At 73.9% G+C, this 24,890-nt stretch carries 21 protein-coding genes and 1 pseudogene; 12 read left to right on the forward strand and 10 right to left on the reverse strand.

Annotated features, from left to right (window positions below):
• The first annotated feature begins 7 nt into the window (after nt 1-7).
• The 9 genes and pseudogenes from JF597_RS16100 to JF597_RS16140 all read left to right on the forward strand — a co-directional run bounded on the left by JF597_RS16100 (nt 8) and on the right by JF597_RS16140 (nt 9,952).
• The gene (locus JF597_RS16100; RefSeq protein ID WP_293994808.1) at nt 8-349 is read left to right on the forward strand and encodes a hypothetical protein; all 342 of its coding nucleotides are present in this window, start codon (nt 8-10) and stop codon (nt 347-349) included.
• Between the two features lie 380 nt (nt 350-729).
• Nucleotides 730-1,050: pseudogene (locus JF597_RS16105) on the forward strand (exonuclease SbcCD subunit D C-terminal domain-containing protein); the annotation flags it as partial.
• A 159-nt stretch (nt 1,051-1,209) separates the two neighbouring features.
• Entirely contained in the window at nt 1,210-1,833 is a 624-nt protein-coding gene (locus JF597_RS16110; RefSeq protein ID WP_293994811.1) for a hypothetical protein, read from the forward strand.
• Nucleotides 1,721-2,335 carry a cytochrome P450 gene (locus JF597_RS16115; RefSeq protein ID WP_293994813.1) on the forward strand — a complete coding sequence of 205 codons (615 nt, stop codon included), beginning with the start codon at nt 1,721-1,723 and terminating at the stop codon, nt 2,333-2,335. Before JF597_RS16110 ends, JF597_RS16115 begins: the two co-directional genes overlap by 113 nt.
• Before the next feature lie 277 nt (nt 2,336-2,612).
• The gene (locus JF597_RS16120; RefSeq protein WP_293994816.1) at nt 2,613-3,731 is read left to right on the forward strand and encodes a Gfo/Idh/MocA family oxidoreductase; all 1,119 of its coding nucleotides are present in this window, start codon (nt 2,613-2,615) and stop codon (nt 3,729-3,731) included.
• The gene (locus JF597_RS16125) at nt 3,728-4,654 is read left to right on the forward strand and encodes a PmoA family protein (protein WP_293994819.1); all 927 of its coding nucleotides are present in this window, start codon (nt 3,728-3,730) and stop codon (nt 4,652-4,654) included. Before JF597_RS16120 ends, JF597_RS16125 begins: the two co-directional genes overlap by 4 nt.
• Nucleotides 4,651-5,436, forward strand: a complete 786-nt coding sequence (locus JF597_RS16130) for a cupin (protein WP_293994914.1) — start codon at nt 4,651-4,653, stop codon at nt 5,434-5,436. Before JF597_RS16125 ends, JF597_RS16130 begins: the two co-directional genes overlap by 4 nt.
• 321 nt (nt 5,437-5,757) lie before the next feature.
• Entirely contained in the window at nt 5,758-6,921 is a 1,164-nt protein-coding gene (locus JF597_RS16135; protein WP_293994821.1) for an exonuclease SbcCD subunit D, read from the forward strand.
• A gap of 40 nt (nt 6,922-6,961) precedes the next feature.
• Complete coding sequence (locus tag JF597_RS16140) at nt 6,962-9,952, forward strand: SMC family ATPase (protein ID WP_293994824.1); 2,991 nt, start codon at nt 6,962-6,964, stop codon at nt 9,950-9,952.
• A 99-nt stretch (nt 9,953-10,051) separates the two neighbouring features.
• Here JF597_RS16140 and JF597_RS16145 read toward each other — a convergent pair whose 3' ends face one another.
• Nucleotides 10,052-10,498, reverse strand: coding sequence for an Lrp/AsnC family transcriptional regulator (locus tag JF597_RS16145; protein ID WP_093505783.1), 447 nt, complete (start codon nt 10,496-10,498; stop codon nt 10,052-10,054).
• Between the two features lie 136 nt (nt 10,499-10,634).
• Here JF597_RS16145 and JF597_RS16150 point away from each other — a divergent pair, with 136 nt between their 5' ends.
• Together JF597_RS16150 and JF597_RS16155 are read left to right on the forward strand one after the other, a co-directional pair.
• On the forward strand, nt 10,635-11,111 hold the full coding sequence (locus tag JF597_RS16150) for a rhodanese-like domain-containing protein (protein ID WP_293994831.1): 477 nt from the start codon (nt 10,635-10,637) through the stop codon (nt 11,109-11,111).
• Between the two features lie 47 nt (nt 11,112-11,158).
• A complete protein-coding gene (locus tag JF597_RS16155; RefSeq protein ID WP_293994834.1) occupies nt 11,159-11,674 on the forward strand; it encodes an immunity 21 family protein in 516 nt (171 codons plus the stop codon).
• A 7-nt stretch (nt 11,675-11,681) separates the two neighbouring features.
• Here JF597_RS16155 and JF597_RS16160 read toward each other — a convergent pair whose 3' ends face one another.
• From JF597_RS16160 to JF597_RS16185, 6 genes are all read right to left on the reverse strand, one after another.
• Nucleotides 11,682-12,911, reverse strand: a complete 1,230-nt coding sequence (locus JF597_RS16160) for a cytochrome P450 (protein WP_293994837.1) — start codon at nt 12,909-12,911, stop codon at nt 11,682-11,684.
• Between the two features lie 34 nt (nt 12,912-12,945).
• Nucleotides 12,946-14,340, reverse strand: coding sequence for an FAD/NAD(P)-binding oxidoreductase (locus JF597_RS16165; RefSeq protein WP_293994839.1), 1,395 nt, complete (start codon nt 14,338-14,340; stop codon nt 12,946-12,948).
• On the reverse strand, nt 14,327-14,554 hold the full coding sequence (locus tag JF597_RS16170; protein WP_293994917.1) for a ferredoxin: 228 nt from the start codon (nt 14,552-14,554) through the stop codon (nt 14,327-14,329). The genes JF597_RS16165 and JF597_RS16170 overlap by 14 nt, the downstream gene beginning before the upstream one ends.
• Nucleotides 14,555-14,699: 145 nt before the next feature.
• A complete protein-coding gene (locus JF597_RS16175) occupies nt 14,700-15,371 on the reverse strand; it encodes a hypothetical protein (RefSeq protein ID WP_293994840.1) in 672 nt (223 codons plus the stop codon).
• 181 nt (nt 15,372-15,552) lie between these two features.
• On the reverse strand, nt 15,553-17,241 hold the full coding sequence (locus JF597_RS16180; RefSeq protein ID WP_293994842.1) for a DUF885 domain-containing protein: 1,689 nt from the start codon (nt 17,239-17,241) through the stop codon (nt 15,553-15,555).
• 33 nt (nt 17,242-17,274) lie between these two features.
• Nucleotides 17,275-17,766 (reverse strand): Lrp/AsnC family transcriptional regulator, encoded by a 492-nt coding sequence (locus tag JF597_RS16185; protein ID WP_293994844.1) that lies wholly within the window; start codon nt 17,764-17,766, stop codon nt 17,275-17,277.
• A 59-nt stretch (nt 17,767-17,825) separates the two neighbouring features.
• Here JF597_RS16185 and JF597_RS16190 point away from each other — a divergent pair, with 59 nt between their 5' ends.
• The gene (locus JF597_RS16190) at nt 17,826-19,004 is read left to right on the forward strand and encodes a PLP-dependent transferase (RefSeq protein ID WP_293994845.1); all 1,179 of its coding nucleotides are present in this window, start codon (nt 17,826-17,828) and stop codon (nt 19,002-19,004) included.
• A gap of 103 nt (nt 19,005-19,107) precedes the next feature.
• Here the strand turns inward: JF597_RS16190 and JF597_RS16195 are convergent, their stop codons facing one another.
• The 3 genes from JF597_RS16195 to JF597_RS16205 form a co-directional block, all read right to left on the reverse strand.
• A complete protein-coding gene (locus JF597_RS16195; RefSeq protein ID WP_293994847.1) occupies nt 19,108-20,547 on the reverse strand; it encodes a GNAT family N-acetyltransferase in 1,440 nt (479 codons plus the stop codon).
• A 144-nt stretch (nt 20,548-20,691) separates the two neighbouring features.
• The gene (locus tag JF597_RS16200; RefSeq protein ID WP_293994849.1) at nt 20,692-23,358 is read right to left on the reverse strand and encodes a DUF6493 family protein; all 2,667 of its coding nucleotides are present in this window, start codon (nt 23,356-23,358) and stop codon (nt 20,692-20,694) included.
• Complete coding sequence (locus JF597_RS16205) at nt 23,358-24,812, reverse strand: SWIM zinc finger family protein (RefSeq protein WP_293994851.1); 1,455 nt, start codon at nt 24,810-24,812, stop codon at nt 23,358-23,360. Before JF597_RS16205 ends, JF597_RS16200 begins: the two co-directional genes overlap by 1 nt.
• Between the last annotated feature and the right edge of the window lie 78 nt (nt 24,813-24,890).

Raw genomic sequence — 24,890 nt, forward strand, 5'->3', positions numbered from 1 at the left:
TGAGCCGATGTCGACACCACCCCCCGACGACCCCGTGGGGGTCCAGCTGATCGCGATCCTCGACGACCCGGAGGCCCCCGAGGCCGACCAGCTCGACGCGGCGATGGACCTGGAGTTCCACTCCGGTCCGCGGCTTGAGCAGGCGATCTTCGAGATCCTGCGACGGGAGGACTTCAGCAGTGTCCTGGCCCAGTTGTGCGCGGAGTCGCTCGGCGGGATCTGGGCCCGGGAGGGCCGGATCGACGAGGCGTTCTTCCCGGAGCTGCGGGGGCAGGCGCTTCGGGAGGTGCTCGCCGTCCTCGGAGACCGCGCGCCTCAGCTGATCCCCGAGGGGATGCAGGAAGACTGACACGCCTGCCCGCGTCGGCCCCACCGGTTCCCCCGGTGGGGCCGCCGCTCGTCCGGCCCGCGAACGGGCGAGGCCGGCGTCCACATGTCCTGCCCCGACGTCGCGAAGGGCTCCCTGAGCCCACACGCCGCGAACGTGTCCCAGGCGGCGGGTCTTGACCTCGCGCACCGCACACGCCGCGTCACTACTTCGCGACGGGTGCCATCGCGGGCGGTGTCTCTCCTCCCGAAGTGTCGCGGTGGCCCGGCCACGCAACCATCCAGATCACGGCAGACGTCTACGGCCACCTGACTCCAGATGTCGGTGGCAGACCGAGGCCCGTGATGGACCAGGTACTGACAGGCGTTGGCGTGATCTGTGATCCCGCCCTGACCCGGCACGAGGACGCCTGGGTCGAGGCCACCCTCACCGACCCGGTCCGCCCGGCCGACCCCATGGCCCGCCTCACCGACCGCTTCCCGCACACCCTCAGCCTGGTCTTCGACCCCGACCGCGCCCCCGACGACCCCGACGTCTCCTACGCCCGCCGCCTGGCCGGCCGCACCGACCGCGAGGTCCGCGACGTCCGCTACGCCGAGGCCGTCACCATCGAGATCGGCCTGCCGGACGCCGACGTGGACACCTTCTGCGCCTGGCTCGCCGACCCCACGGCGGGCACCGCGACCCTCGAACTGGGCGGGGAGGCCTACGGGGACGCGTGACGAGCGTGCCGACCGACCGGTCTCCTCCGTCCCATGGCCGATCGGGGACGCCTGTTCGGGGACCTGACCGGCGGCCGGGTGCCCCGCCCACAATGACTCGCGTACGCGCGAAGACGCTTGGGCCGGGTGAGCCCTTGCCACCACGAGTGAGGCCACGCGATGGCATTGCAGGTCGCCGAGGGAGACGAGACTCACTGCGGTACTCCCCTCGACACCCCCTCCGGCGTGGAGCGGCCGTTCGTCGACGTCGGCTCCCCCTCGTTCCGTTTCGACGACCCCCGCCTGCACGCGGCCCGCACACAGGGCCTGCTCCCGGACAGCATCTACGGACCCGTGGTCTGCGACCACGCCACGGTCGGACGGCTGTTGCGGCAGCCGACCCTGGTGCACGACCCCTGGCGGCAGCTCCGCTGCTCCGGGGTGAGGGACCACGCGATCGGGTCCTGGTTCGCCTCGCTGCTCATCTTCTCCCGGGCCGACGACCACGACGTGCTGCGCCAGCGCATGCGTCCCCTTCTGCGCGGTCCGGCCTTCGACCCGTCGTTCGCCGCCGCCGAGGCCCTCGCCGCGACCGCCGGCGTCGACGGCGCGTGCGAGTTCGTGACCGACGTCGCCGACGCGATCGTGGACGCGCAGGCGGCGCGACTGCTCGACGTCGACAGAGCAGCACGTGCAGGACTTCCTCGGCCGGCCGGCGCGCAGGGAGGGCGTCGCGGCGGCCGAGCGCCCGGACTGGACGCTCCGGGATGTCGCTCCTCATCGGGTTCGAGCCGTACCGTCTGACGCTCGGCCAGCTGGTCGCGGTGCTGGCGGACCACCCGCGGGGGCGGCCGGGGACGAGACCGTCGCCCGGTCCGCGGTACGGGAGCTGCTGCGCTGGATGCCGACGGCGCCGATCCAGATCCGGTTCACCGAACAGCCGTTGACGCTCGCCGACCGCACGCTGGAACCCGGCCGTCCGGTACTCCTGTGCGCGGTGCAGGCCAACCGCGACGCGGAACCCGACGGCGACGCCTACCGGCCGCGGCGCGTGCCGTCCCGGCCGCGCCTCAGCTTCGGCGCCGGCCTGCACTACTGCATAGGCGCCACGGCCTCCGAGCGTCAGCTGACCGCCGTACTGTCCGCCCTGGCGGCCCGGTTCGGCGCACCGGAGCCGACGGGCCCGGTGCGGTGGGGCCCGCCGTCCGGGGTGCAGGGACCGGTCGAGGCCCCGGTCCGGCTGGCCCGGCGCCCGGACCGACGCCACCGCACGGAAGGCCGGATGTGCGGCTCGGCCGGAAGCTGACAAGGGGCCCTTCCTGCTTGCAATGCGTCATTGAAAACTTTCAGTTCGACAGGCCATTTCAACTGATTCCTACAATGCGCCACTTCCGGATTCCTTGCGCATGGCGATTGAAACAGTCTCCTCGGCGCCTGCTGACTTGCCGCCGCTCGGCCGCCCCGCATGCATCTCTCGGCCATCACTGCGCGGGGGGTTGTCCTGACATTCCTCCGGATCTAGGGTCCCTCCGGAGCAAGCGCTTTCTCCACGTCTTGGTCCCCGGCACTCCTAGGAGGACCGCATGCCCCCACACCAGACCCGCCGCCGTGTCGCCGTGACCGGCACCGGCTCGATCGTCAGCGGCAGCCATCTGCCCGCCCTCACCGCCCATGCCGACCGCGCCGAACTGGTCGCCGCGGTCGACGTCGACCAAGCCCGCCTGGGCGCCTTCCGGGAACTCGCCGGCGGCGACGTCGCCGGGTACACCTCCGTCGACGAGATGCCGGACGCCGTACGCCCCGACCTCGTCCTCGTCGGCACACCCCCCTCCCTGCACGGCGAGCAGACGGTGGCCGCGCTCAAGGCGGGCGCCTGGGTGCTGTGCGAGAAGCCGCTGTGCCTTTCCCTCTCCGAGTACGACGAGATCGCCGCTGCCGAGGAAGCCTCCGGCGCCTACGCCTCCGTCGTCTTCCAGCACCGCTACGGCTCCGGTGGCGTCCACGCCCGGCAGCTGATCACCGGCGGCGAGCTGGGTGCCCCGCTGGTCGCGCACTGCCAGACCACCTGGCACCGGGACGCCGCCTACTACGCCGTGCCGTGGCGTGGCACCTGGGCGAGCGAGGGCGGCGGCCCGACCATGGGCCATGGCATCCACCAGTACGACCTGCTGCTGCACCTGCTCGGCCCGTGGACGGAGACCCGGGCCATGGCGGCCCGGCTGGTCCACGACACCGAGAGCGAGGACGTGTCCACTGCACTCGTCCGGTTCGCGAACGGCGCACCCGCCACCGTCGTCAACAGCGTGCTCTCCCCGCAGGAGGTGAGCCGCATCCGCGTCGACTGCGCGGACGCCACCGTCGAGCTCACCCACCTGTACGGGCACCGCAACGAGGACTGGGTCTACACCCCGGCCCCGCACGTACCCGCCGAGCGCGCCACCGCCTGGCACACCCCGGACGCGGACGTGCCCAGCTCGCACACCGCGCAGTTGGCCGCCCTCCTCGACGCCCTCGACGCGGACGTACGGCCGCCGGGCGGCGGACCGGACGCCCGCGCCACCCTCGAATTCGCCGCCGCGCTCTACAAGTCGGCGTTCACGGGCCGCCCCGTGCACGCGGGCGAGATCGGCCCCGACGACCCCTACTACACAGCCATGCACGGCGACCACCCCCACTGGGCCCCCACCGAGGAGCGCGCATGAGCATCCGCGTCAGCCACGTCCACGGCGAGCACATCGCGGTCGCGGCACCGGACGGCACCGAGATCCTGCGGTACGTCTACCGCCCCGACCCCGAGGCGTACGAGGCGCGCAAGCCGTACGCCCACCCGGTGCGCACCCTCGGGGGCCGCACCGTCACCGGCTACCGGCCGAGCGACCACCGCTGGCACAAGGGTCTCCAGATGACGGCCAGTCACCTCTCCGGGCAGAACTTCTGGGGCGGCAACACCTATGTCCGCGGGCAGGGTTACCAGGTGCTGCCCGAGCGGGTCGGCTCGATGCGGCACGACGGCTTCACCGAGTTCGCCGTCGCGGACGACCGGTTCGCCTTCACCGAGGAGCTGACCTGGGTGGAGAACGCCGGCGCGGAATGGGCGCGGGAGGTGCGCGGGCTCACCGTCCACTCCGTCGACGGGTCGGCCGGTGCCTGGGCGCTCGACTGGACGATCCGGCTCACCAACGTCCGCACCGAGCCGCTGACCTTCGGTTCCCCCACCACCGAAGGCCGCGCGACGGCCGGGTACACCGGGCTCCAGTGGCGCGGCCCCCGTGACTTCACCGGCGGGACTGCGTTCGGCCCGGACTCCGTCACCGGCGCCGAGAAGCTGATGGGCACCCAGGGCCCGTGGCTCGCCTACACCACCGAGCACGACGAGGTGGACGCACACTCCACGATCGTCTTCGCCCACGCGCCCGAGAACCTCGACGCGCGGACGGCGATCCACGAGTCGCACTGGTTCGTGCGCGCGGAACCGATCCCCACGGCCGCGTTCTCGTGGGCGTTCTTCGACGAGTTCGCCCTGCCGCCGGGAGAGTCCTTCGCCTACCGCTACCGGATCGTCTTCGCCGACGGCGCCTGGGACGCCGACCGTGTCGCCACGCACCTGGAGGGCCTGCCGTGGTGAACACCCCCGCACTGCCCGCCGTGCCGAAAGGACCCGAGCCCGCCCTCCCGCACCCCCTCCCCGGCGCCGTCGGCCTGTCCCACCTCAGCGCCTACGATTGGGAGGCCGCCGACGGCGTCTGCGGCGGCAGCCCGCACCTGCACCTGGTGTGCACGGAGGCGTACGTCGTCACCGGGGGTCGGGGTGCCGTACAGACCCTGAGCCCGGACGGCTACCGGGAGATCCCGCTGGAGCCCGGGTCCGTCGCATGGTTCACCCCGGGCACCGTGCACCGCATGGTGCAGGGCGGTGATCTGCGCATCACCGTGCTGATGCAGAACAGCGGACTGCCGGAGGCCGGGGACGCCGTCTTCACCTTCCCGTCCGAAGTGCTCGCCGACCCCGAACGGTACGCGGCCGTGGCGACGCTGCCACCGGGCACCGGAGCCGAAGCGGAGCGGGCCGCCCGCGGGCGCCGGGACCTCGCCGTCGAGGGCTACCTGCGGCTGCGGGAGACGCTGGTCGCCGGGGACGCCGGTCCGTACGCGGAGTTCCAGCGGGCCGCCGCCCGACTGGTGCGCGACCGGGTGCCGCGCTGGCGCGAGCTGTGGCGGGCCGGTGCGCTGGCCGCCGCCGAACGCACCGGCGCCCAGCTGGACGCGCTGCAGGCCGGCGAGCCGTCGTACCTCGGCGGGGCGACCGCGTACGAGACCGCGCCCACCCGGCTCGGCGGGTTCGGGATGTGCGGCCGCCGTGACGAGTACAACCTGCCGGGCGTGACGCTCCCGTACGGCGGCGAGTAGCAGAGGTTCCCCCAGGGGGGCCGAGGGGGGCGTAAGGAAGCCAGAGGCAGGGATGAGGTGACCTCGGCATGCCTGGATGCTGGTGCCGCTCGCTTTCCTCGCCCCAGGGCCGCCGGCCCTGGCGCTCACCGCCGTAGGGCTATGGCACGCGGGGCGCTGACGACCGGCCGAGGCCCCCGGGCGGTCAGGGAATGTGAGGTGTGCGATGGGTCAGGGGGTTGATATGCGTTAGCGTGGCAGGCGTTGCCGGGGAGTCCCCGTGCTGGTACAAACGGGTTACATAGGTGCAATAGGGGTAAGGGTGCAGGTCGGGGTGGTTTCATGAGAATCCTGCACACTTCCGACTGGCATCTGGGCCGGGCCTTCCACCGCGTCAACATGCTCGGCGCTCAGTCCGAGTTCATAGGCCACCTCGTGGCGACCGTGCGCGAGCACGCCGTCGACGCCGTGGTGGTGGCGGGAGACGTCTACGACCGCGCGGTGCCGCCGCTCGCCGCGGTCGAGCTGTTCGACGACGCCCTGCACCGGCTCGCCGGCCTCGGCGTGCCCACGCTGATGATCTCCGGCAACCACGACTCCGCCCGCCGTCTCGGCGTCGGTGCCGGTCTCATCGACCGGGCCGGCATCCACCTGCGCACCGAGCCGTCTGCCTGCGGCACCCCGGTCGTGCTCGCCGACGCCTTCGGGGACGTCGCCTTCTACGGCCTGCCGTATCTCGAACCCGCCCTGGTGAAGGACGAGTTCGCGGTCGAGCGGGCCGGGCACGAGGCGGTGCTGGCCGCCGCCATGGACCGGGTCCGCGCCGACCTCGCCGGCCGCCCGCCCGGCACCCGCTCCGTCGTCCTCGCGCACGCCTTCGTCACCGGCGGCGAGCCCAGCGACAGCGAACGGGACATCACGGTGGGCGGTGTGGCCGCCGTCCCGGCCGGTGTCTTCGACGGCGTCGACTACGTGGCCCTCGGCCACCTGCACGGCTGCCAGACCCTCACCGGACGCGTCCGCTACTCGGGCTCCCCGCTGGCGTACTCCTTCTCCGAGGCCGACCACCGCAAGAGCATGTGGCTCGTCGACCTCGGCGCCGACGGCACGGTCACCGCCGAGCGCCTCGACTGCCCGGTCCCGCGCCCGCTGGCCCGCATCCGCGGCACCCTGGACGACCTCCTCGCCGACCCCGCCCTCACCGCCCACGAGGACGCCTGGGTCGAGGCCACCCTCACCGACCCGGTCCGCCCCGCCGACCCGATCGCCCGCCTCACCGACCGCTTCCCGCACACCCTCAGCCTGGTCTTCGACCCCGACCGCGCCCCGGACGACCCCGACGTCTCCTACGCCCGCCGCCTGGCCGGCCGCACCGACCGGCAGATCGCCGAGGACTTCGTCGCCCACGTGCGCGGCGCGGGCCCCGACGAACGCGAAATGGCGGTCCTGGACGAGGCGTTCGACGCGGTGCGCGCGGACGGCGCGGTCCACGAGGTGGCCCGGTGACAGCATGCCCGCACCCGAGCACCTTCATGGAGGCGGCCGCATGAGGCTCCACCGGCTCGACATCACCGCCTTCGGCCCCTTCGGCGGCTCCCAGAGCGTCGACTTCGACGCCCTCTCCGCCGCCGGGCTCTTCCTCCTGCACGGCCCGACCGGCGCCGGAAAGACCTCCGTCCTGGACGCCGTCTGCTACGCCCTCTACGGCACCGTCCCCGGCGCCCGCCAGAGCGGCCAGGGCCTCACCCTGCGCAGCGACCACGCCGACCCCGCCACCCGCACCGAGGTCCGCCTCGAACTCACCGTCGCCGGACGCCGGTTGGAGATCACCCGACAGCCCCCCTGGGAGCGCCCCAAGAAGCGCGGCGCGGGCACCACCCTGGACAAGGCACAGACCTGGCTGCGCGAGTACGACGCGACGGCCCGCGGCTGGAAGGACCTCAGCCGCTCCCACCAGGAGATCGGCGAGGAGATCACCCAGCTGCTCGGCATGAGCCGCGAGCAGTTCTGCCAGGTCGTGCTGCTGCCGCAGGGCGACTTCGCCCGCTTCCTGCGCGCCGACGCCGGCGCGCGCGGCCAGCTGCTCGGCCGGCTCTTCGACACCCAGCGCTTCGCCGACGTCGAGAAGCGCCTCGCCGAGCGCCGGAAGACGACCGAGGCCCGAGTCCGGGACGGTGACTCCGCGCTGCTGGCCGACGCGCACCGCATGCAGCAGGAGGCCGGCGACGCGATGGAGCTGCCGGAGCTGGCCCCGGGCGAGCCCGGCCTGGCCTCGGCCGTCCTCGCCGCCGCGGCCGTGGCCCGCAGCACCGCGCGGGAGCGCCTCACCGTCGCCCACTGCCGGCTCACCGCCGCCGAGTCCGCCCAGTTCGCCGCCGACCGCGCACTGGCCGGTGAACGTGAACGGGCGCGCTTGCAGGCCCGGTTCGAGGAGGCCAGGCAGCGGGCCGTACGGCTGGAGGAACGGGCCGCGGACCACCGGGCGGCGCAGGCGCGGATGGAGCGGGCCCGGAAGGCGGAAGCGGTGGCGCCGGCGCTGGAGCTGCGGGAGGCCGCCGAGGAGGAGCACCGCAGAGCGGCCGCCGCCGAGGTGCGCGCGCGGGCGCTGCTGCCGGAGACCCTCGCGGGAGCCGGTGCGGCGGGGCTCGCCGCCGCTGCCCGCCGGGCCGCGGAGGAGCTGGGCGGGCTGGAGTCCGCGCGCCGGGCCGAGCTACGGCTCGCCGAAGCCGTCGACGAGCGGGGCCGGCTCGACCGGCAGGAGCGGGACGACGAGGACGCCCTGCGTGAGGCCGCGGGCTGGCTCGCCGGCTGGGACGCCAGGCGTGCGGGGCTCCAGTCCCGTGTCGACGCCGCCCAGGAGGCCGCGACCCGCGCCGAGCAGCTCGCCGTACAGCGCGACCCCGCCCGCAGGCGGCTGGCGGCGGCACGCCTGCGGGACCAGCTGGGCCGGGACACCGACGAGGCCCAGCGCACCGCACTCGCCTCCGCGCAACAGGCCGTGGAAGCGCGCACGCACTGGCTCGACCTCAAGGAACAGCGGCTGAACGGCATCGCCGCCGAACTGGCCGCGGAGCTCACCGAGGGAGAGCCGTGCGCGGTCTGCGGGGCGACCGAACACCCTGCCCCGGCCGAGAAGTTCGCCGGGCACGTCGACCGCGAGGCCGAGGAACGCGCGCTCGCCGCCCTGCAGCGCGCCGACGAGCAGCGCGCCCGGGACGAGCGGCGGCTCGGCACCGTACGCGAGGCCCTGGCCGCCGCCACCGCCGAGGCGGGCGACATCCCGACCGCACAACTGGTCTCCCAAGCAGACGAGTTGGAGCGGGAGTACGCCCAGGCCCGACGGGTGGGCTCCGCCCTGCACGCGGCGCACGAGGAGCTGCGGCTGGCCGAGCAGGAGCGCGAGCACCGGCTGGCCGGGCGGCAGCAGGCCGAGCTCCGGGCCGCCGCACGGCTGACCCGGCGCGAGGCCCTCGACGCTGAACTGGCGGCCCTCGAGGAGGAGTTGGCACAGGCCCGGGGGAGCGCCGCCAGCGTGTCCGAACGGGCCGCGCAGCTGGAGCGGCAGGCGGCGCTGCTCACCGACGCCGCCGAAACCGCGCGTGCCGCCGAGGAGACCGCCCGGCACCTGAAGGACGCCGACGCCCGGCTCGCCGACGCCGCCTACCGGGCCGGTTTCGACACGCCGCAGGCCGCGGCCGCCGCCCTCCTCGACGACGCCGCCCACCGCGAGCTGCAACGGCGCCTGGACGAACGGCAGTCCGAGGAGGCCGCGGTGCGTGCCGTACTGGCGGAGACCGACGCCGCGGCAGCCGCCCAGCAGCCGCCCGCCGACCTGGGCGCGGCCGAGCACACCGCCGCCCTGGCCGCCCGGCGGCTGCGCTACGCCGCCTCCGCCCGCGACCGCGCCGCCCGCAGCTGCGCCGAACTGGACCGGCTCTCCGCCCGCGCCACCGAGGGTGTACGGCAACTCGCCCCGCTGCGCGAGGAGTACGACCGGGTGGCCCGGCTGGCCGGGCTCACCGCCGGCACCTCCGCCGACAACGAACGCAGGATGCGCCTGGAGTCGTACGTCCTCGCCGCCCGCCTGGAACAGGTCGCCGCCGCCGCGACCGTACGCCTCCAGCGCATGTCGTCCGGCCGCTACACCCTGGTCCACTCCGACGACCGCACGGGCCGGGGCCGCAGCGGCCTCGGACTGCACGTCGTGGACGCCTGGACCGGACGCGAGCGGGACACCGCCACCCTCTCGGGCGGCGAGACCTTCTTCGCCTCCCTCGCCCTCGCCCTCGGCCTCGCGGACGTCGTCACCGACGAGGCGGGCGGCGTCCGCCTCGACACCCTCTTCATCGACGAGGGCTTCGGCAGTCTCGACGACCAGACCCTGGACGAGGTCCTCGACGTCCTCGACTCCCTCCGCGAACGCGACCGCAGCGTAGGCATCGTCAGCCACGTCCCCGACCTGCGCCGCCGCATCCACGCCCAGCTGGAGGTCTCGAAGGGGAGGTCGGGCTCGGCCCTTCGGCAGCGCGGGGTCTGAGCGCCCCTTCGGGGCGCTTCACCGAGCCCCGTAAGGGGCGCGGGGAACTGCGCGACCAGCCACGACGGCGCGGCAGTCGGCAGACTTCCAGCGGAGTGCTCAGGTACCGACGGCCCGCCGCGGAAGCGGCGAGGAGTAGACGACGCTCGTCGTCACCGAGCCCAGCGCGCCGATCCGGCCGGAGACCTCCTCCAGGTGGCGCATCGAACGGGCGGTGACCTTGATGACGAAGCAGTCGTCGCCCGTCACGTGGTGCGCCTCCAGGATCTCGGGGGTGGCGGCGACCAGGTCGTGGAAGGGCTTGTAGTTGCCGTTCGGATAGCGCAGCCGGACGAACGCGAGGATGGGCAGGCCGAGGCGCTCCGGGTCGACCACCGCCGCGTACCCCTGGATCACGCCCGCCTCTTCCAGCCGGCGCACCCGCTCGGTCACCGCGCTCGGGGACATCGCGACGGCCCGGGCCAGCTCGGCGAAGCTGGCCCGGCCCTCGCGCTGGAGGACGTCGAGGATGCGCCGGTCGGTGGCGTCCGGGGAAAACTCGGTCATGGGGGATGGATAACAGGGAATCCCCGGCCGGACAAGGGCGAGGCCGGGGATCATGCCTTCAGGGCGCCCCGTCGTCCTCGTAGGTTTGCGGCCATGGAGATCCGCCGCACCGACGGCGGCCGGCGAAAGGCCTCACATGACCAGTACCGCCCTCAACCCCGTCCTGCGCGTCGCCGCCCCCGCCGCCCCCGCCGAGGCCGCCGCCCACTTCCGGGCGAGCCTCGCCTTCCATGCCGACGTCTCCGACGTGGCCGCCGCCCTCGCCGCCGACGGCGACCCCGGTTTCGTCGTCCTGGACTCCCGCTCGGCCGAGTCCTGGGACCAGGGCCACATTCCCGGCGCCGTCCACCTGCCCACCGCGCTCGTCCCCGAGCAGGCGGCGGCCCTCCTCGACCGGACCGTGCCCGTGGTGACGTACTGCTGGGGTCCCGGCTGCAACGGCGCCACCCGCGCCGCCCTGGCGCTGGCCGAACTCGGCTATCAGGTCAAGGAGATGCTCGGCGGGTTCGAGTACTGGGTGCGTGAGGGCTTCGAGTTCGAGACCTGGCAGGGCCGCGAGCGCCGTGCCCCGGACCCGCTGACCGCACCCGTCGCGGGCGACTGCGGTTGCTGATTCCCGGAGGCGAACCTGTGCCCTCGCTGTCCGTGTAGGTTCACCCCATGACTCGATATGCGGATCCAGGCGCGGTGGAGTGGGTGGAGTCGGGCGGCGGCCCGCTCGTGGCGGTCCCGGAGACGGTCCTGCCGTTCTGGGCCGGCGCCGACAGCGAGGACCTGGCCACCGACTACGACCGGGCCTGCGAGGTCGACGGCTACGTCGGACTGCTCCCGGTCGGGGACAGCACCGCCCTGGTCCTCGGCGACGAGCCCGCCTCGACGTCCTTCCTGCCGGACCACGGCACCTTCATCCGGTGGTCCGCCGCCAACTCGGAGGAGGAACTCCTGGCACAGGTGCCCGCCGCCCTCGACGGCGCCGTGTGGGAGAACGAGATCCGCTGGCAGGTCCCCGGCCCCGTCGTCCTGTTCGACTCCGCCTGGCCCGGCGGCGAGGCCGAGGGCGGGGACCATCTGCGGGTCCCGCTGGAGCCCGGCACCTACACGGTGCGCGCCGCCTACACCAGACCCGGCCCGGAAACCTGGCTGGGTCTGGTGCAGTTGCGTCGTCTCCCGTCTTGACGATCCGTCAGTTGATGCCGTCGACGGCGATGTCGAGGTGGCGCGGGCCGCGCAGTACCGCGTTCGGCCGGTAGGGCGGCGGATCCTCGACGAGGCGCGGGTTGTCGAGCCTGCGGGCCAGCTGGGCCAGCGCGATCTGGGCCTCCAGGCGGGCCAGCGGGGCGCCGAAGCAGCTGTGGATGCCGCTGCCGAAGCCGAGGTGCTGGATGTCCTGGCGGTCCGGGTCGAAGCGGTCGGGGTCAGTGAACCGGTGCGGGTCCCGGTTGCCCGCGGCCAGCATGAGATAGATGCGCGAACCCTTGGGAATGGTCACCCCGTGCACCTCGATGTCGGTGATGCAGGTGCGCTGCGGCAGGAGATGCACCGGCGGCTCGTAGCGCAGCAGTTCCTCCACGATCCGCACCGACAGTCCCGGGTCGTTGCGCAGCCGCTCCAGGATCTCCGGGTACCGCAGCAGCGTCAGCATGCCGTTGGTGATGAGGTTGACCGTCGTCTCGTGACCGGCGATGAGCAGCAGCACCGAGGTGCTGAGCACCTCCATCGTCGTCATGGCGCCGTCCGGGCCGTGGCTGTGCATCAGGTCGGACAGCATGTCCTCGCACGGTTCCTTGACGCGCTGCTCCACCAGCCCGTTCAGGTACATCCCGAGCTGGAGCCGGGCCTCCTGCGCGGTCTTCGCGGATTCGTCCGCCGTACGGCGGTCGGGGTCCAGGCCGGCCACGATCGGGTCGACCCAGGCCCGGAACCGCGGCTCGTCCTCCCGCGGCACGCCCAGCAGCCGGCAGATGACGGTGACCGGGAACGGATAGGCGACCTGGTCGACCAGGTCGATCTCCCGGGCGTCCCCGAGGCCGTCGATCAGCTCGGTGACGATCTCCTCCAGCTGGCCGCGCATGCCGTCGATCCGGTGCGGCTGGTGCGGCGGCCCGAAGGAGCCGTTGGCGATCCGGCGCAACCGGTCGTGCTCCGGCGGGTCGAGCCGGATGAAACTCGGCGGCAGCCCCGTCGGCTCCGGTCCGGACAGCTCGTCGTGCCCGCCCGCGGTCACGTTGGACTCGTCGGAGCTGATCCGCGGATCGTGGAGCAGGGCCTCGATGTCGTGGTAGGTGCTGATGAGGTACGGGCCGTCCTCCTCCTCGTGCAGCACCGGCGTCTTGCGGAGCTCCTCGTACAGCGGGTAAGGGTCGGCGCGGTTCGCGAAGTCGGTGATCTGGCGCAACATCGAGGTCTGCGTCATGACAGTTCCTTGGAGCGTCGGGGCCGGGTCGCGGTCAGTGGCGGGCGGGGTGGAAGACCAGCTGCGTGTCCGTCGGCGAGTAGCCGCTGAGGGTCACCATGGGGTCATGCGTCGGCAGGGCCGGGTCCGGGAAGTCCGCGTCGACCGGCACCCGTCCCTCGGGACGGCGGTCCACGGTCGGGAACTCCACCGGGAACGGCGCGGCCCTCTCGATCTGCCGCTGGTAGAACTCCAGCCACCGCGTGTTGTCGAAGCTCACCGCGGCGATCGTCCGGCCCTGGTAGCCGTAGACCCCGACGAACCGGCGCTCGGCCGGCGAACCCTGGGTGATCATGATCTGCTCGCCCATCGGCGGCACCCCGACCGACTTGATGTTCACCCCGAACTGCGACGACCAGAACGCCGGCACCCACAGGTGCGGCCTGCGCTCGGCGCTCGGGCTGATCATGTTGTGCGCGGCGGTCTCGGCCTGGGCGACCGCGTTGCCCCAGTGCTCCAGCGACAGGAACTGGTAGCCGAACAGCGCGTGCGGGGACCGCGCGACATCGCCGGCGACGAAGACGTCGTCGGTGACGATGCCCCGGAAGTCGAAGGCACGGCAGCCCGCGTCGCAGGCGATGCCCCGCGGGCCCGCGCCGAGGCCGGAACCGGTCAGCCAGTCGGTGTTGCGGACCGCGCCGAGCGACACGATCACCACGTCCGCCTCGACGATGGACTCGTCGGACAGATGGACCGCCCGCACCCGCCCGGCCGAGTCACCCTCCAGCGCGGTGACCTGGACGCCGGTGCGCAGGTCCACGCCGTTCTCGCGGTGCATCTCGGCCGCCACCGCGCCGATCACCCCGCCGAGGGCACCCACCAGCGGCGCGCCCGCGCGTTCCGCGACGGTGACCGCGATCCCCTGCTCCCGGCAGGCCGAGGCGATCTCCGACCCGGTGAACCCGGCGCCGATCACGAACACCCGGCGCGGGCCGGCCTTCAGCCGCCGCAGCAGCGCCGCCGCGTCGTCCCGGGTGCGCAGCGTGAACACGCCCTCCAGCCGGGCCTCGTCCTCCTTGGGCCAGGGCCGGGCCCGCACTCCGGTCGCGATCAGCAGGCGGTCGTACTCGACCTCGTCGCCGTCGGCCAGCCGCACCCGTTTGGCCTCGACGTCCAGACCCGTCGCGGCGACGCCCAGCCGCCACTTCGCGTCGATCTCCCTGCGGTGCGGCAGCGCCGTGTGGTGCGGGACCGCCTTGCCGAGCAGCACCGCCTTGGACAACGGAGGCCGGTCGTAGGGCTCGTACGGCTCGTCGCCGATCAAGGTGAGTTCGCCGCCGAACCCCTCGGCACGCAGCGTCTCCGCACCCCGCAGCCCGGCCAGCGACGCGCCCACGACCACGATCCGGCCCTCGCGCCGCAACCAGTCGTGATAGTCAGTGGGCGGCATCGGAGGCCCCTCCCGCGAGTCCGTCCAGGCCGTCGGCGGTGATCGCCTGCACCGGGCAGGCGGCGATGGCACGCGCGACCCGCTCCCGGTGCTCCTGCTCGGCCTGCGGGTTGTAGACGAGGGACTCCTCGCCGTGCATGGTGAAGACGTCCGGAGCGAGGAACGCGCACTGCGCGTATCCCTGACATCTGTTGAGGTCGACGACAAGGCGCATCATGGCTCCGCCCTTCCGGTGGCCAGGTCCGGTGCGCACCGCGGTCCGTCGGTCCAGCCCGGACGGCGGAGAACTCCCCGTACGCCAGCATGGGAGCCCGGTCCGGCCGTCGCCCGCCGGGGCCGCCGATCGGGTGAGCGAGCCGTCAGGCCGCCGGGGCCGAGCCGGAGCGGCGGAAGCCCGCCACGATGATGTGCACGCCGAGCAGCAGCGACCAGGCCGGGAACACCAGCTCGGACCAGGGCACGTTGGGCGAGACGAACAGCAGCACCAGGGTCACGAGCAGCCCCAGCGCCGTGAGCCGGCGGGGCAGGATGCCCAGGCGGTGGCCGATCACCGACGCGGAGCAGGTGAACACCGCCGCCATCCGCATCGCGTAGCCGATCATCAGCGTGTACGCCAGGTGCTGGCCGAAGTCCCAGGCGGGCCGGGAGGGCGACGTACCCGCCGGATGCGCGGTGGCGAGCACGGCCGCGGCCGCCGCGGCAGCGCCGAACATCATGGCGGTGAAGAGCAGGCCGCTGCCGAGGAACACGGTGGCCATGAACCGGTCCTCGGCGTCGCCGATGTGCGAGCGGACGGCGCCGATGAACCACAGGAAGAAGATGCCCGCGAACGGCACCAGGGCGAGGGCCGCCTGGACGGCGCTGCGCCGGGCGGGATCCGGCTGCTGGGCGGTGACCGCGGCCGCGCCCTGCGGGATGCCCAGCCGCATCAGCACGATGGCCGCGGCGAGCAGCAGCGCGAAGACGATCCCGGCCGCACCGGCCGCACGGGGGGTCTGCAACGGCTCCCCCGGGTGCGTGGAGGTCTGCATCCGCGGCTCGCTTCCTGTGTCCGGTGCCCCCGGCACCAGCAAGCCCGCTGCCGCCGGCCGCCGCCACCGGAGCACCCCCGAACGGCAGACCGCGCCGACCCGGTCACGGCTGCCGGCGGGCGCCCACCGGCGGTGGACGCCCGCTCGGTGCCGCCGCCCCGTCAGGCGCGGGCCCGACCCGTCACAGCTGGGACAGCTCGTCCACCAGGTCGTCCAGGCCCAGCGAACCCTGGGAGAGGGCCGCCATGTGCCAGGACTTGAGGTCGAAGCCGGCGCCCTGCCGCTTTCGGGCCTGCTCCCGGCCCAGCAGCCAGGCCCGCTCGCCCAGCTTGTAGCCGATGGCCTGCCCCGGCATGGACAGGTAGCGGGTCAGCTCGCTCTCCACGAAGTCCGCGGGCCGGCTGCTGTGCGCGCCGAAGAACTCCTGCGCCAGCGCGGGCGTCCAGCGCTCCCCGGGGTGGAAGGGGGAGTCGTCCGGGATCGTCAGCTCCAGGTGCATGCCGATGTCGATGATGACCCGCGCGGCCCGCATCATCTGCGCGTCCAGGTAGCCGAGGCGGCGCTCCGGGTCCGTCAGGAAGCCCAGTTCGTCCATCAGCCGCTCCGCGTACAGCGCCCAGCCCTCGGCGTTGGCGCTGACCATGCCCACGCTGGCCTGGTAGCGGGAGAGGTCCTCGGCGACGTGCTTCCACTGCGCCAGCTGGAGGTGGTGGCCGGGAACGCCCTCGTGGTACCAGGTCGACACCAGGTCGTAGACCGGGAAGCGGGTCTGCCCCATGGTCGGCAGCCAGGTGATGCCCGGGCGCGAGAAGTCGTCCGACGGCGGCGTGTAGTACGGGGCCGCCGCGCTGCCGGGCGGAGCGATCCGGGACTCCACCCGGCGCACCCGCTCGGCCAGGTCGAAGTGGGTGCCGTCCAGCTTCTCGATGGCCTCGTCCATCACCTCCTGCAGCCAGCCGCGCACCTCGTCGACGCCCTCGACGTGGGTGCCCTGCTCGTCGAGGTGCGCCAGCGCCACCCACGGCGTGGCCGCGCCGGGCAGGATCTTCTCGGCCTCGGCCTTCATCTCGCCGAGCAGCCGGTGGTACTCGGACCAGCCGTACGCGTACGCCTCGTCCAGATCGAGGTCGGTGCCGTTGAAGTAGCGCACCCAGCGGGCGTACCGCTCCCGGCCCACCACGTCCGGCGCGCCCTCGACCGTCGGCGCGTACACGTCCCGCATCCAGTCGCGCAGCGCCACGACGGCCCCGGTGGCGGAGCGGGCCGCCTCGTCCAGCTCGGTGCGCAGCGCCCCGGGCCCGGACGCCGCGAACTGCTCGAACCAGCCCTTGCCGTCGCCCGTGTCGGCCCACTCGCCGAGCTGGCCGACGAAGGTCGTGGTGGCGCGCGGACCGGCGTACAGCTTCCGCTCCATGCCGAGTTCGAGGGACTGCCGGTAGCCCTCCAGCGCGGCCGGCACCGCGCGCAGCCGCTCGGCGACCGCCGTCCAGTCCTCCTCGGTGGCGGTGGGCGTCACCGTGAACACCTGGCGCACCGCGTGCGCGGCCGAGCTCAAGTTGCTGACCGAACGCAGGCTCTCGTCGGCCTCGTGCACGGCGAGGGAGGCGCTGAGCCGCTCGCGCAGCAGGCGCGCGCAGCGACGCTCGATGTCACTGTCGGCACCGGGGTGCCGTTCGGCCTCGTCGAGCTTGGCGAGCGTGTCGCGCTGGAGCCGGGCGAGCGCCTCCGCGCCGGCCGGCGAGGTGTCGGGCAGCCGGCCCGAACTCTCCTTGTCGCCGAGGAACGTACCGGTGATCGGATCGAGGGCGATGAGTGCGTCGACGAAGGCGTCGGCGACCTGACGGGGGAGCGGGTTGCTGGTCTGTGACATGCGGTCCATCCTCGTACGACGGACCGCCGCCCGTCACGGGGATTGAACCGACGGCGCCGGCGGCAGCAGCGGCCCGCACCCCCATTGCTGGAAGATCAGCCGGGTCTCCACCCGGGCCACTTCCCGGCGGGCCGTGAACTCGTCCAGGACGAGCCGTTGCAGGTCCGTCATGTCCGCCACGGCCACATGCACGAGATAGTCGTCGGGACCGGTGAGGTGGAAGACCGTCCGCGACTCCGGCAGCGCCCGGATCCGCTCAACGAACGGTCCCACCAACTCCCGCCGGTGCGGCCTGACCTGCACCGACAGCAGCGCCTCCAGACCGCGCCCGAGCTTGGCCGGATCGAGTTCGAGGCGGTGCCCGAGGATCACCCCGGAGCGGCGCAGCCGGGTCACCCGGTCCAGACAGGTCGACGGCGCGACGCCCACCTGGGCGGCGAGATCGCGGTAGGTGGTCCGGGCGTCGTTCTGCAGCAGCCGCAGCAGATGCAGATCGACCGGATCCAGTACGACAGAATCGGCCACGGCCCGAACGTAGCACGGGGTTCACCGCGCACACCCCGTCGGTTGTTCACCCTGCCGTCATGGACACAGCAAGCACCTACGACGAGCCGGCCCCCGCCCGCGGGCCCCTCTCCCGCGCACCGCGCGCCCTGGCCACCGAGGCCGTGCACGCCGGCCGCGACGACCTCGCCCGTCAGGGCCTGCACGCCGCGCCGATCGACCTGTCGACCACCTACCCGTCGTACGACAGCCGGGCCGAGGCGGCCCGCATCGACGCCTTCGCCGCCGACGGCGCGGACCCGGCGGGAGGGCCGGTCTACGGACGCCTCGGCAACCCGACGGTCGCCCGCTTCGAGACCGCCCTGGCCCGTCTGGAGGGCACCGGGGCCGCGGTCGCGTTCGCCAGCGGCATGGCCGCCCTGACCGCCGTCCTCCTCGCCCGCGCGGCCGCCGGCCTGCGCCACGTCGTCGCGGTACGGCCCCTCTACGGCTGCAGCGACCACCTCCTCACCGCCGGGCTCCTCGGCACCGAGGTCACCTGGACCGACCCGGCCGGGATCACCGACGCGCTGCGTCCCGACACCGGCCTGGTGCTGGTCGAGTCCCCGGCCAACCCGACCCTCGCCGAACTCGACCTGCGGGCCGTCGCCCACGCCTGCGGCACGGTCCCGCTGCTCGCCGACAACACCTTCGCCACCCCCGTGCTGCAACGCCCCGCCGGACTCGGCGCCCGGCTGGTCCTGCACAGTGCCACCAAGTACCTCGGCGGCCACGGCGACGTGCTGGCCGGGGTGGTCGCCTGCGACGAGGAGTTCGCCGGGCAGCTCCGCAAGATACGGTTCGCCACCGGCGGCGTCCTGCACCCGCTCGCCGGCTACCTGCTGCTGCGCGGCCTGTCCACCCTTCCGGTCCGGGTCCGCGCCGCCTCCGCCACCGCCGCCGAACTGGCCCACCGTCTCACCGCCGACCCGCGCGTCGCCCGCGTCCACTACCCGCGGCTGGGCGGCGCGATGATCGCCTTCGAGGTCTACGACGACCCGCACGAGGTCATCGCCCGGGTACGCCTGATCACCCCCGCCGTCAGCCTCGGCAGCGTCGACACCCTCATCCAGCACCCGGCCTCCATCAGCCACCGCGTCGTCGACGAGCGGGACCGCCGCGGCGCCGGGGTGAGCGACAGGTTGCTGCGTCTCTCGGTGGGCCTGGAGGACGCGGACGATCTGTGGGCGGACCTGGACCAGGCACTGGGGTCGCTGTAGCTCGCCCCCGAAGGGGCGCTGGGCGTGGCCCCGGCTGAAGGCTCTTCGAGGAACTGCGCGACCGGCCAGCACGGACCCGCAGCCGCCGCGCAGTCCACGCCCCCTACGGCGCTTCGGCCCGTCCCGCGTCCCCCGCCCTGGAAAGCCACCCCATGGCCGTCACGGCGTCACCCGGCACCGCCTCCAGCCGGGCGGTGATGACCAGCGTCCCCTCCTCGATCTGATAGTCGAGCGGCAACCCCAGGCCCCGCATCGCCGCCACCATCCCGGTGTTGGACGCCTGCGTCACCGCGTACACGCTCTCGCAGCCCGCCTCGACCGCCATCCTCACCAGCCGCCCGAGCAGCTCGCTCCCGATTCCGCGCCGCTGCCAGTCGTCCTCGACGAGCAGCGCCACCTCGGTCTCGTCCCCGTCCCACAGCAGATGCCCGAGGCCGACGATCCGGCCCGACGCGGTCTGCACCGCCAGCGTGCGGCCGAAGCGGGGGCTGAGCAGGTGGTTCAGGTAACGGTCCGCGTCCCCGACCGGGCCGTGGTAGCGCAGCCCGAGCGTCCGCGTCGAGCAGCGCTCGTGCATCGCCTTCGCCGCGGCCAGGTCACCGGTGTCGGCCCGGCGCACGGTGATCTCGTTGCCCGCGGGCAACGAGATCACGTCCTGGCTGCGCGGGATGCGCGGCCCGAGCCGGGCGTCCAGCTCCACCAGCGCCCGCGCACGCGCGAACTCGGTCGGCGTGAACGGGAGATACGGCCGTTCCACGGTGATCACTCCCCCCTCCGGGGCACGCAGCCGCATCACGGTGTCCTCCAGCGACCCCTCGACGGGAACCGCCTCGGGGCTCCGGGCCCCGCCGACCGGGTGGGCGGGGAGCGAGCGGATCGTGCACCTCCCCAACAACTGCCGGAGGGCCAGCGGAAGTTCCGCCGCGTCCAGGGCGGTTCGGGTGGCCAGGCCGAGGACCCGGGTCGGCGCGTCCACCAGATCGTGGGCGTCGGCCCGCTCGATCCAGGTGTCCGTGCCCCCGGCCGGGGTGACCGCCCGCGTGATCTCGCCGGCGGTCAGTTCGGCCGGGGCCCGCAGCAGGAGCTCGTCCACCGTGCCGTCCCCCAGCGGATGCGTCTGCAGGCTCAGGATGTCCACGCGGTGCGCGGCGAGCGCGCCGCACAGCGCCGCCAGCGAACCGGGCTCGTCCCGCACCGTCGTCCGCAGCCGCCACAGGGTGCTCGCCCGGTCGCCGGTTCCCGTGGTGTCCGCGCCGGGTCCGGCCCGCCGCGTCCCGGGAACGGCCGGCCGGACGCCGGTATCGGTATCCGTCACCGGCGGTGCGTGTCCCGGGCGCCTCGCCCACCAGACGTGGAAGCCCGCCGTCGACGCGAGCACCAGCGCCGAGATCACCAGCAGCGCCGGACCGCCGGGTCCGTGCCCGACCAGGTTCGCCACCGCGTCGGCCACCGCGACGGCCGTGAACAGGGCGGCGAGCTCGACGACGTCCCGTCGCCAGTGGTGCACGGGGCGTCCGTTCCTCGTGCGCGTCACATCAGACATGTCTCGATTCATGCAGCCACTGTGAAGCAACGGTGTTGCGTGATCACGAACGCTCTGTGACCGATGGGTAAAGCATGCTTACGTTGTCTTTGTGACGGTTTTCACGCTTGTAGGGCTCTGCGGAACGACCGGTTCCTGTCCCCGTCAGGCGGCCACCGCCACGGTCAGCGCGTCCCGCAGCCGACGGGCCTGGACCACCACCCGGGACGAGCCGCGCCGGTCCGCCACCCCGGAGAGATGGGGCAGCTCACCCCGGGCCCCGGACCGCTCGGCGCAGTCGGCCGCGACGGAGAGCAGCTCCCCGAGCCCGCGGGCCGCGACCGGGGCGCCCGCCGTCGCCCCGGTCGCGAGGTCGGCGAGGAGCACGGGCAGGGTGTGCCGGAGCATCTCCCATATGGTCGCGTTCGCCCCCGTGGCCGCCGCCGTCCGGGCCGATTCGGCCAGCCGCAGCGTCTTCACCGCACCGCGCCGGACCAACTGGCCGAGGTCGGCTCCGAGCCGCTCCGCGTCGAGCTGTCCGCGTGCGGCGAGCACCAGCAGCGCGTCCACCGCGGCCAGCCGGTCCTCCGGATGCCGGGCGCCCAGCCCGTACGCCACGCACAGGTGGGTGCTCTCGCCCGCCGGGCCGCCGGACTCGGCGAGCAGCGGGAGGACGGCGGTCGTGCCCCGCTGGTCGCCCACGGCGGACCAGGACAGGTCGTGCACCAGCCGGACGGCCACCAGCTCACGCCGCTCCGGGAGCGCGGCCAGCCAGTGCGGATGGTTCTCCTGGGCCCAGTGGTAGCAGTACCGGCTCTCGCCGAAGGCGGTGACCGGCCGGCCGAGCCGCCGGAACTCCTCGGGGAAGTCCGCCTGGAACTCGAGGACTTCACCCGACTCGACCAGGATCCGCGACCCCGAGGTACGGCGGCGGGACAAGGGCGCGGCGGGCTCCTCGGCCGACAGCAGGCGCGCCAGGCGCTCGCCCTCCGGTGTGCCGAGCGCGACCGCGCGCTCGGCCGCCGCCACGGCAGCCGCACGGTCTTCGCGGCGCACCCGGAACAGGGCCTGCGCGAAGTCGGCGGCACCGACCCGGGCCCCCGCGCGGTGGTAGGCGTCGAGCCGGTCGACCAGTTCGCCCGGTTCGAGCAGGCCGGTGCTCCAGGTCGGCGTGGCCAGCAGCAGCGGCTGCGGATCCGTCCTTATCCGGTGGGCGAGTTCGCGCAGGCGCAGGTCGAACACCCGGGAGAACCCGGTGTGCGGGCACTCGTGGCCGACCGGACCACGGCGGAGGGCGGTGAGCAGGACGTCGGAGCTCACGATCCCGTACAGCGAGGCCAGCAGCAGTTCGAGGCCGTCCCGGGCGGCGAGGAGGCCGTAGCGGGTGTTGCCGAAGTACTCCTCGGTGTGCCACCCGCGACCCGGCTCGGACTGCCTCCACCACCGGGTGGCCGCGACCGGTTCGAGCGCCTCCCGCAACGCGTCCTGGTCACGGTGGGCGTGGCGTGCCAGGCCGTCCAGCACCCGTTCGAACGCGGCCACGTCCCCCTCGGACGCCAGCAGGGCGCCGATCTCCTCGGCGAGCTCCACCGCAGAGTCCGGTGCCGGTGCGAGCCGGAACGGCTCCGGGGCGGGTGGCAGCACCTCCTCGTACACCTCGGGCACCGGTGTCGCCGCGACACCGAGCGCAGCGGCCGCCCGGACGCGCAGAGCCGGGCTCAGCCGGTCGGCCGCGAGGGCGATCCCGGACCGGACCGCAGGCTCGCCGTCGAGCCGCTTCGCATGCCGCTCCAGCAGCTTCAACGCCCGCTCCTGCACCTGGGTGTCCTCGTGCCCGAACGCCTGGGCCACCGCCGGCAGCAGCTCTGCGGCCGCGGACGGGTCGCGGGCCAGCACCTTGCCGAGCAGCACCAGCTGGGCACGCACCAGCTTCTTCTCGGCGCGGAACAGCAGGCCTTCGCCGGCCTCGGCCAGCCGTCGCGGGGTGAGGCCGCCGTCCAGGGCCAGGGCGGCGAGGACCGACTGGGCGTGGGCGGCGACCGGGGAGGCGGCGTCCCGGGCCAGCGCCGTCCAGTCGGCGACGCGCTCTCGCTCCTCCTCCCGGGTGAGGGCGAGCTCGCCCAGCAGCGGCAGGAAGACCCGGTGGTCGGTCGGGCCGCCGCCGCGCAGCAGCCGGGCCACACAGGCGTCGACCACGGCCTTGCGCTCCAGTACGCCCGCGCCGGTCAGCTCCGCGAGGGCGCTGTGCCAGGAACCGGGGCCGTCACCGAACAGCCAGCGGACCTCGCCGAGATCGGAGAGCTCGAACAGGCCGTTCACCAGCGGCGCGAGATCGGGTTCGGCGCGCAGCCGGTCGACGAGAGGGACGCGCCCCCAGCTGTGGCCGATGTACCGGACCCAGCCGACCACATAGGCGTCCGTCACCGGGGCCTCGCACCCCGAGCGGCGCACCAGCCCGGCCATCAGCAGGAACGGCACGTCCGCGGAGACCGGCCGGGCGGCCAGCCGCCGGGCCACGTCGGCCTGCCAGCCGGTGTCCCGGTCCGCCAGCGCCTTCAGGAGCACGTCCGCCGGTGCCTTGCGCCAGCGCATGTCGGCCCCCGCGATCCAGGTCGCGGCCGCCGCGGCCCCCGAGTGACACATGGCCCCGGCCACCTGGAGCGCCGGATACGCGCGCTCGGACCGGCTCTCCCACGGCATGGCCCGCAGCTCCTTGCGCAGGGCCCGCAACTCGGGAAGCAGCGCACGCCGTTCGGCATCCGTCAGCTTCCCCACGAGGAGGGCCGTCTCCCCGACGCGCCCCGCCCGTACCGCCTCCAGCACCGCGCTCATCACGCACCCCCGCCGATCCGTGCCGTGTCCTCTGCCATGTCCCGTGCCACGTCCTGCGCCGCGCTGCGCTGCGCGTCGTGCCCCGTCGCAGCCCCCCGCCGCGCCATCCGTACCGCCAGCGCGTGCTTGCACGGCCCGCGTCCGCCGCGGTACTTCGCCCACCACAGGCAACTGCAGCTCAGCACCCCCGCCGTGTCCCGCACCCGGTGCACATGACCGTCCTCGGCCGTCACCGTGCCCAGCTGGCCGTCGAGCGCCACGGCGCCCGCCGCCACCAGCGCCCGGGCCGACCTGAGCCGGGGGTTGTGCCGCTCCACGCGCCCCGCGTCATAGGGCAGTTCGCGGTGGAAGTAGGCGGCCTCCGCCGTGTCGTAGCCGACGCGTCCCGAGGTGCCGAGGCGGACCAGGGCCGCCCGGACCCGCTCCGTGGGCAGCCCGGCCGAGGCGGCCAGGTCGGCGACGTCGACGCGGGGCTCCCAGGCCAGCAGGACCGCGATCAGCTCCGCGTCCTCGGCGGCCTCGTCGGTGGCGAGCGCGTCCAGTACACCGCCCTCGCCCGAGAACCCCCGGGCCGGGTCCGGGGACAGGGTCAGTGTGAGCCGCATGCCCCGCAGCACCACCTCCCAGGCGGCGGCCGTACCGGAGGCGGCGAGGGCGCCCTGCGGGCCGTAGACGCGCAGGGCCGTCGCATGGCGCAGCACCCGCTGCAGCGCGGCCAGCCGCTCCGGTCCCGGCAGGCACACCGTGCCCGGCACCGGCCGGGTCGTCGGCCGCAGTCCCCGGCCCACCGGCACCACCCAGCCGGGACCCGCCGGACCCCGGCGGGCGGTACCGCCGCGGGGGAGCGAGCGCAGGAACCGCACCGCCTCGTCCGCCGGCAGCTCGGCCCGCAGGTCGAACCCGGTGGCTATGACCTGGGCCTCCGCGAAGCCGCGCAGCCAGCGGTCCGGGAGCGGGACCTTCTTCTCCACCAGCGGGCCGTCCAGTGTGGTGACCGCCAACTCCTCTGGTCCGACGCGCAGATGGAGCGGATCGTCCGAGCCGAGCCGGGAGAGCGCCTCCCGCAGCGGGTTGTTGACGTCGACGTTCGTCGTGCCCTGGCCCACCTCGCCGCCGTCCAGTCCCGCGCCGAGGACGTCCAGCCGGGCGTACACCCCGCCGCAGCCGGAGAAGGACTCGAAGCGCAGCCGGTCGCCGTTGCCCGTCACCACCGGGTCCAGCGAGGCGCGCAGCTGCGGCTGGTAGTACCGCGCCGCCGCCACGTCCGCCACCGCGAGCAGCCCGGCCGCGGCCACCTGAGGAGAGGTCAGGAAGCCTGCGAAGAACCGCGGATGGTCCTCGACCCCGGTGGGCGTCGCGCCCCGGGAGGTCTCCAGCCCGAGGTGGCGGCCGTCGGCCCCGGAGCGCAGCACGGAGGGTTGGCGATAGGCCACGGCCTGTGAAGATCGCGTCATGGAAAAACCGTAGAGGCGACCACTGACAATCGGCCCTGACCTGCGACAACAACCGCGAAAGCATGCTGCGTGACGACG

The organism is Streptomyces sp. (assembly GCF_019510245.1).
GTDB lineage: Bacteria > Actinomycetota > Actinomycetes > Streptomycetales > Streptomycetaceae > Streptomyces.

Bases quoted from the DNA above. Each gene is read 5' to 3' on its own strand.
- JF597_RS16100 (WP_293994808.1), top strand. From the start codon at position 8: ATGTCGACACCACCCCCCGACGACCCCGTGGGGGTCCAGCTGATCGCG.
- JF597_RS16110 (WP_293994811.1), top strand. From the start codon at position 1,210: ATGGCATTGCAGGTCGCCGAGGGAGACGAGACTCACTGCGGTACTCCC.
- JF597_RS16120 (WP_293994816.1), top strand. From the start codon at position 2,613: ATGCCCCCACACCAGACCCGCCGCCGTGTCGCCGTGACCGGCACCGGC.
- JF597_RS16125 (WP_293994819.1), top strand. From the start codon at position 3,728: ATGAGCATCCGCGTCAGCCACGTCCACGGCGAGCACATCGCGGTCGCG.
- JF597_RS16135 (WP_293994821.1), top strand. From the start codon at position 5,758: ATGAGAATCCTGCACACTTCCGACTGGCATCTGGGCCGGGCCTTCCAC.
- JF597_RS16140 (WP_293994824.1), top strand. From the start codon at position 6,962: ATGAGGCTCCACCGGCTCGACATCACCGCCTTCGGCCCCTTCGGCGGC.
- JF597_RS16145 (WP_093505783.1), bottom strand. From the start codon at position 10,498: ATGACCGAGTTTTCCCCGGACGCCACCGACCGGCGCATCCTCGACGTC.
- JF597_RS16150 (WP_293994831.1), top strand. From the start codon at position 10,635: ATGACCAGTACCGCCCTCAACCCCGTCCTGCGCGTCGCCGCCCCCGCC.
- JF597_RS16155 (WP_293994834.1), top strand. From the start codon at position 11,159: ATGACTCGATATGCGGATCCAGGCGCGGTGGAGTGGGTGGAGTCGGGC.
- JF597_RS16160 (WP_293994837.1), bottom strand. From the start codon at position 12,911: ATGACGCAGACCTCGATGTTGCGCCAGATCACCGACTTCGCGAACCGC.
- JF597_RS16165 (WP_293994839.1), bottom strand. From the start codon at position 14,340: ATGCCGCCCACTGACTATCACGACTGGTTGCGGCGCGAGGGCCGGATC.
- JF597_RS16170 (WP_293994917.1), bottom strand. From the start codon at position 14,554: ATGCGCCTTGTCGTCGACCTCAACAGATGTCAGGGATACGCGCAGTGC.
- JF597_RS16175 (WP_293994840.1), bottom strand. From the start codon at position 15,371: ATGCAGACCTCCACGCACCCGGGGGAGCCGTTGCAGACCCCCCGTGCG.
- JF597_RS16180 (WP_293994842.1), bottom strand. From the start codon at position 17,241: ATGTCACAGACCAGCAACCCGCTCCCCCGTCAGGTCGCCGACGCCTTC.
- JF597_RS16190 (WP_293994845.1), top strand. From the start codon at position 17,826: ATGGACACAGCAAGCACCTACGACGAGCCGGCCCCCGCCCGCGGGCCC.
- JF597_RS16195 (WP_293994847.1), bottom strand. From the start codon at position 20,547: ATGTCTGATGTGACGCGCACGAGGAACGGACGCCCCGTGCACCACTGG.
- JF597_RS16200 (WP_293994849.1), bottom strand. From the start codon at position 23,358: ATGAGCGCGGTGCTGGAGGCGGTACGGGCGGGGCGCGTCGGGGAGACG.
- JF597_RS16205 (WP_293994851.1), bottom strand. From the start codon at position 24,812: ATGACGCGATCTTCACAGGCCGTGGCCTATCGCCAACCCTCCGTGCTG.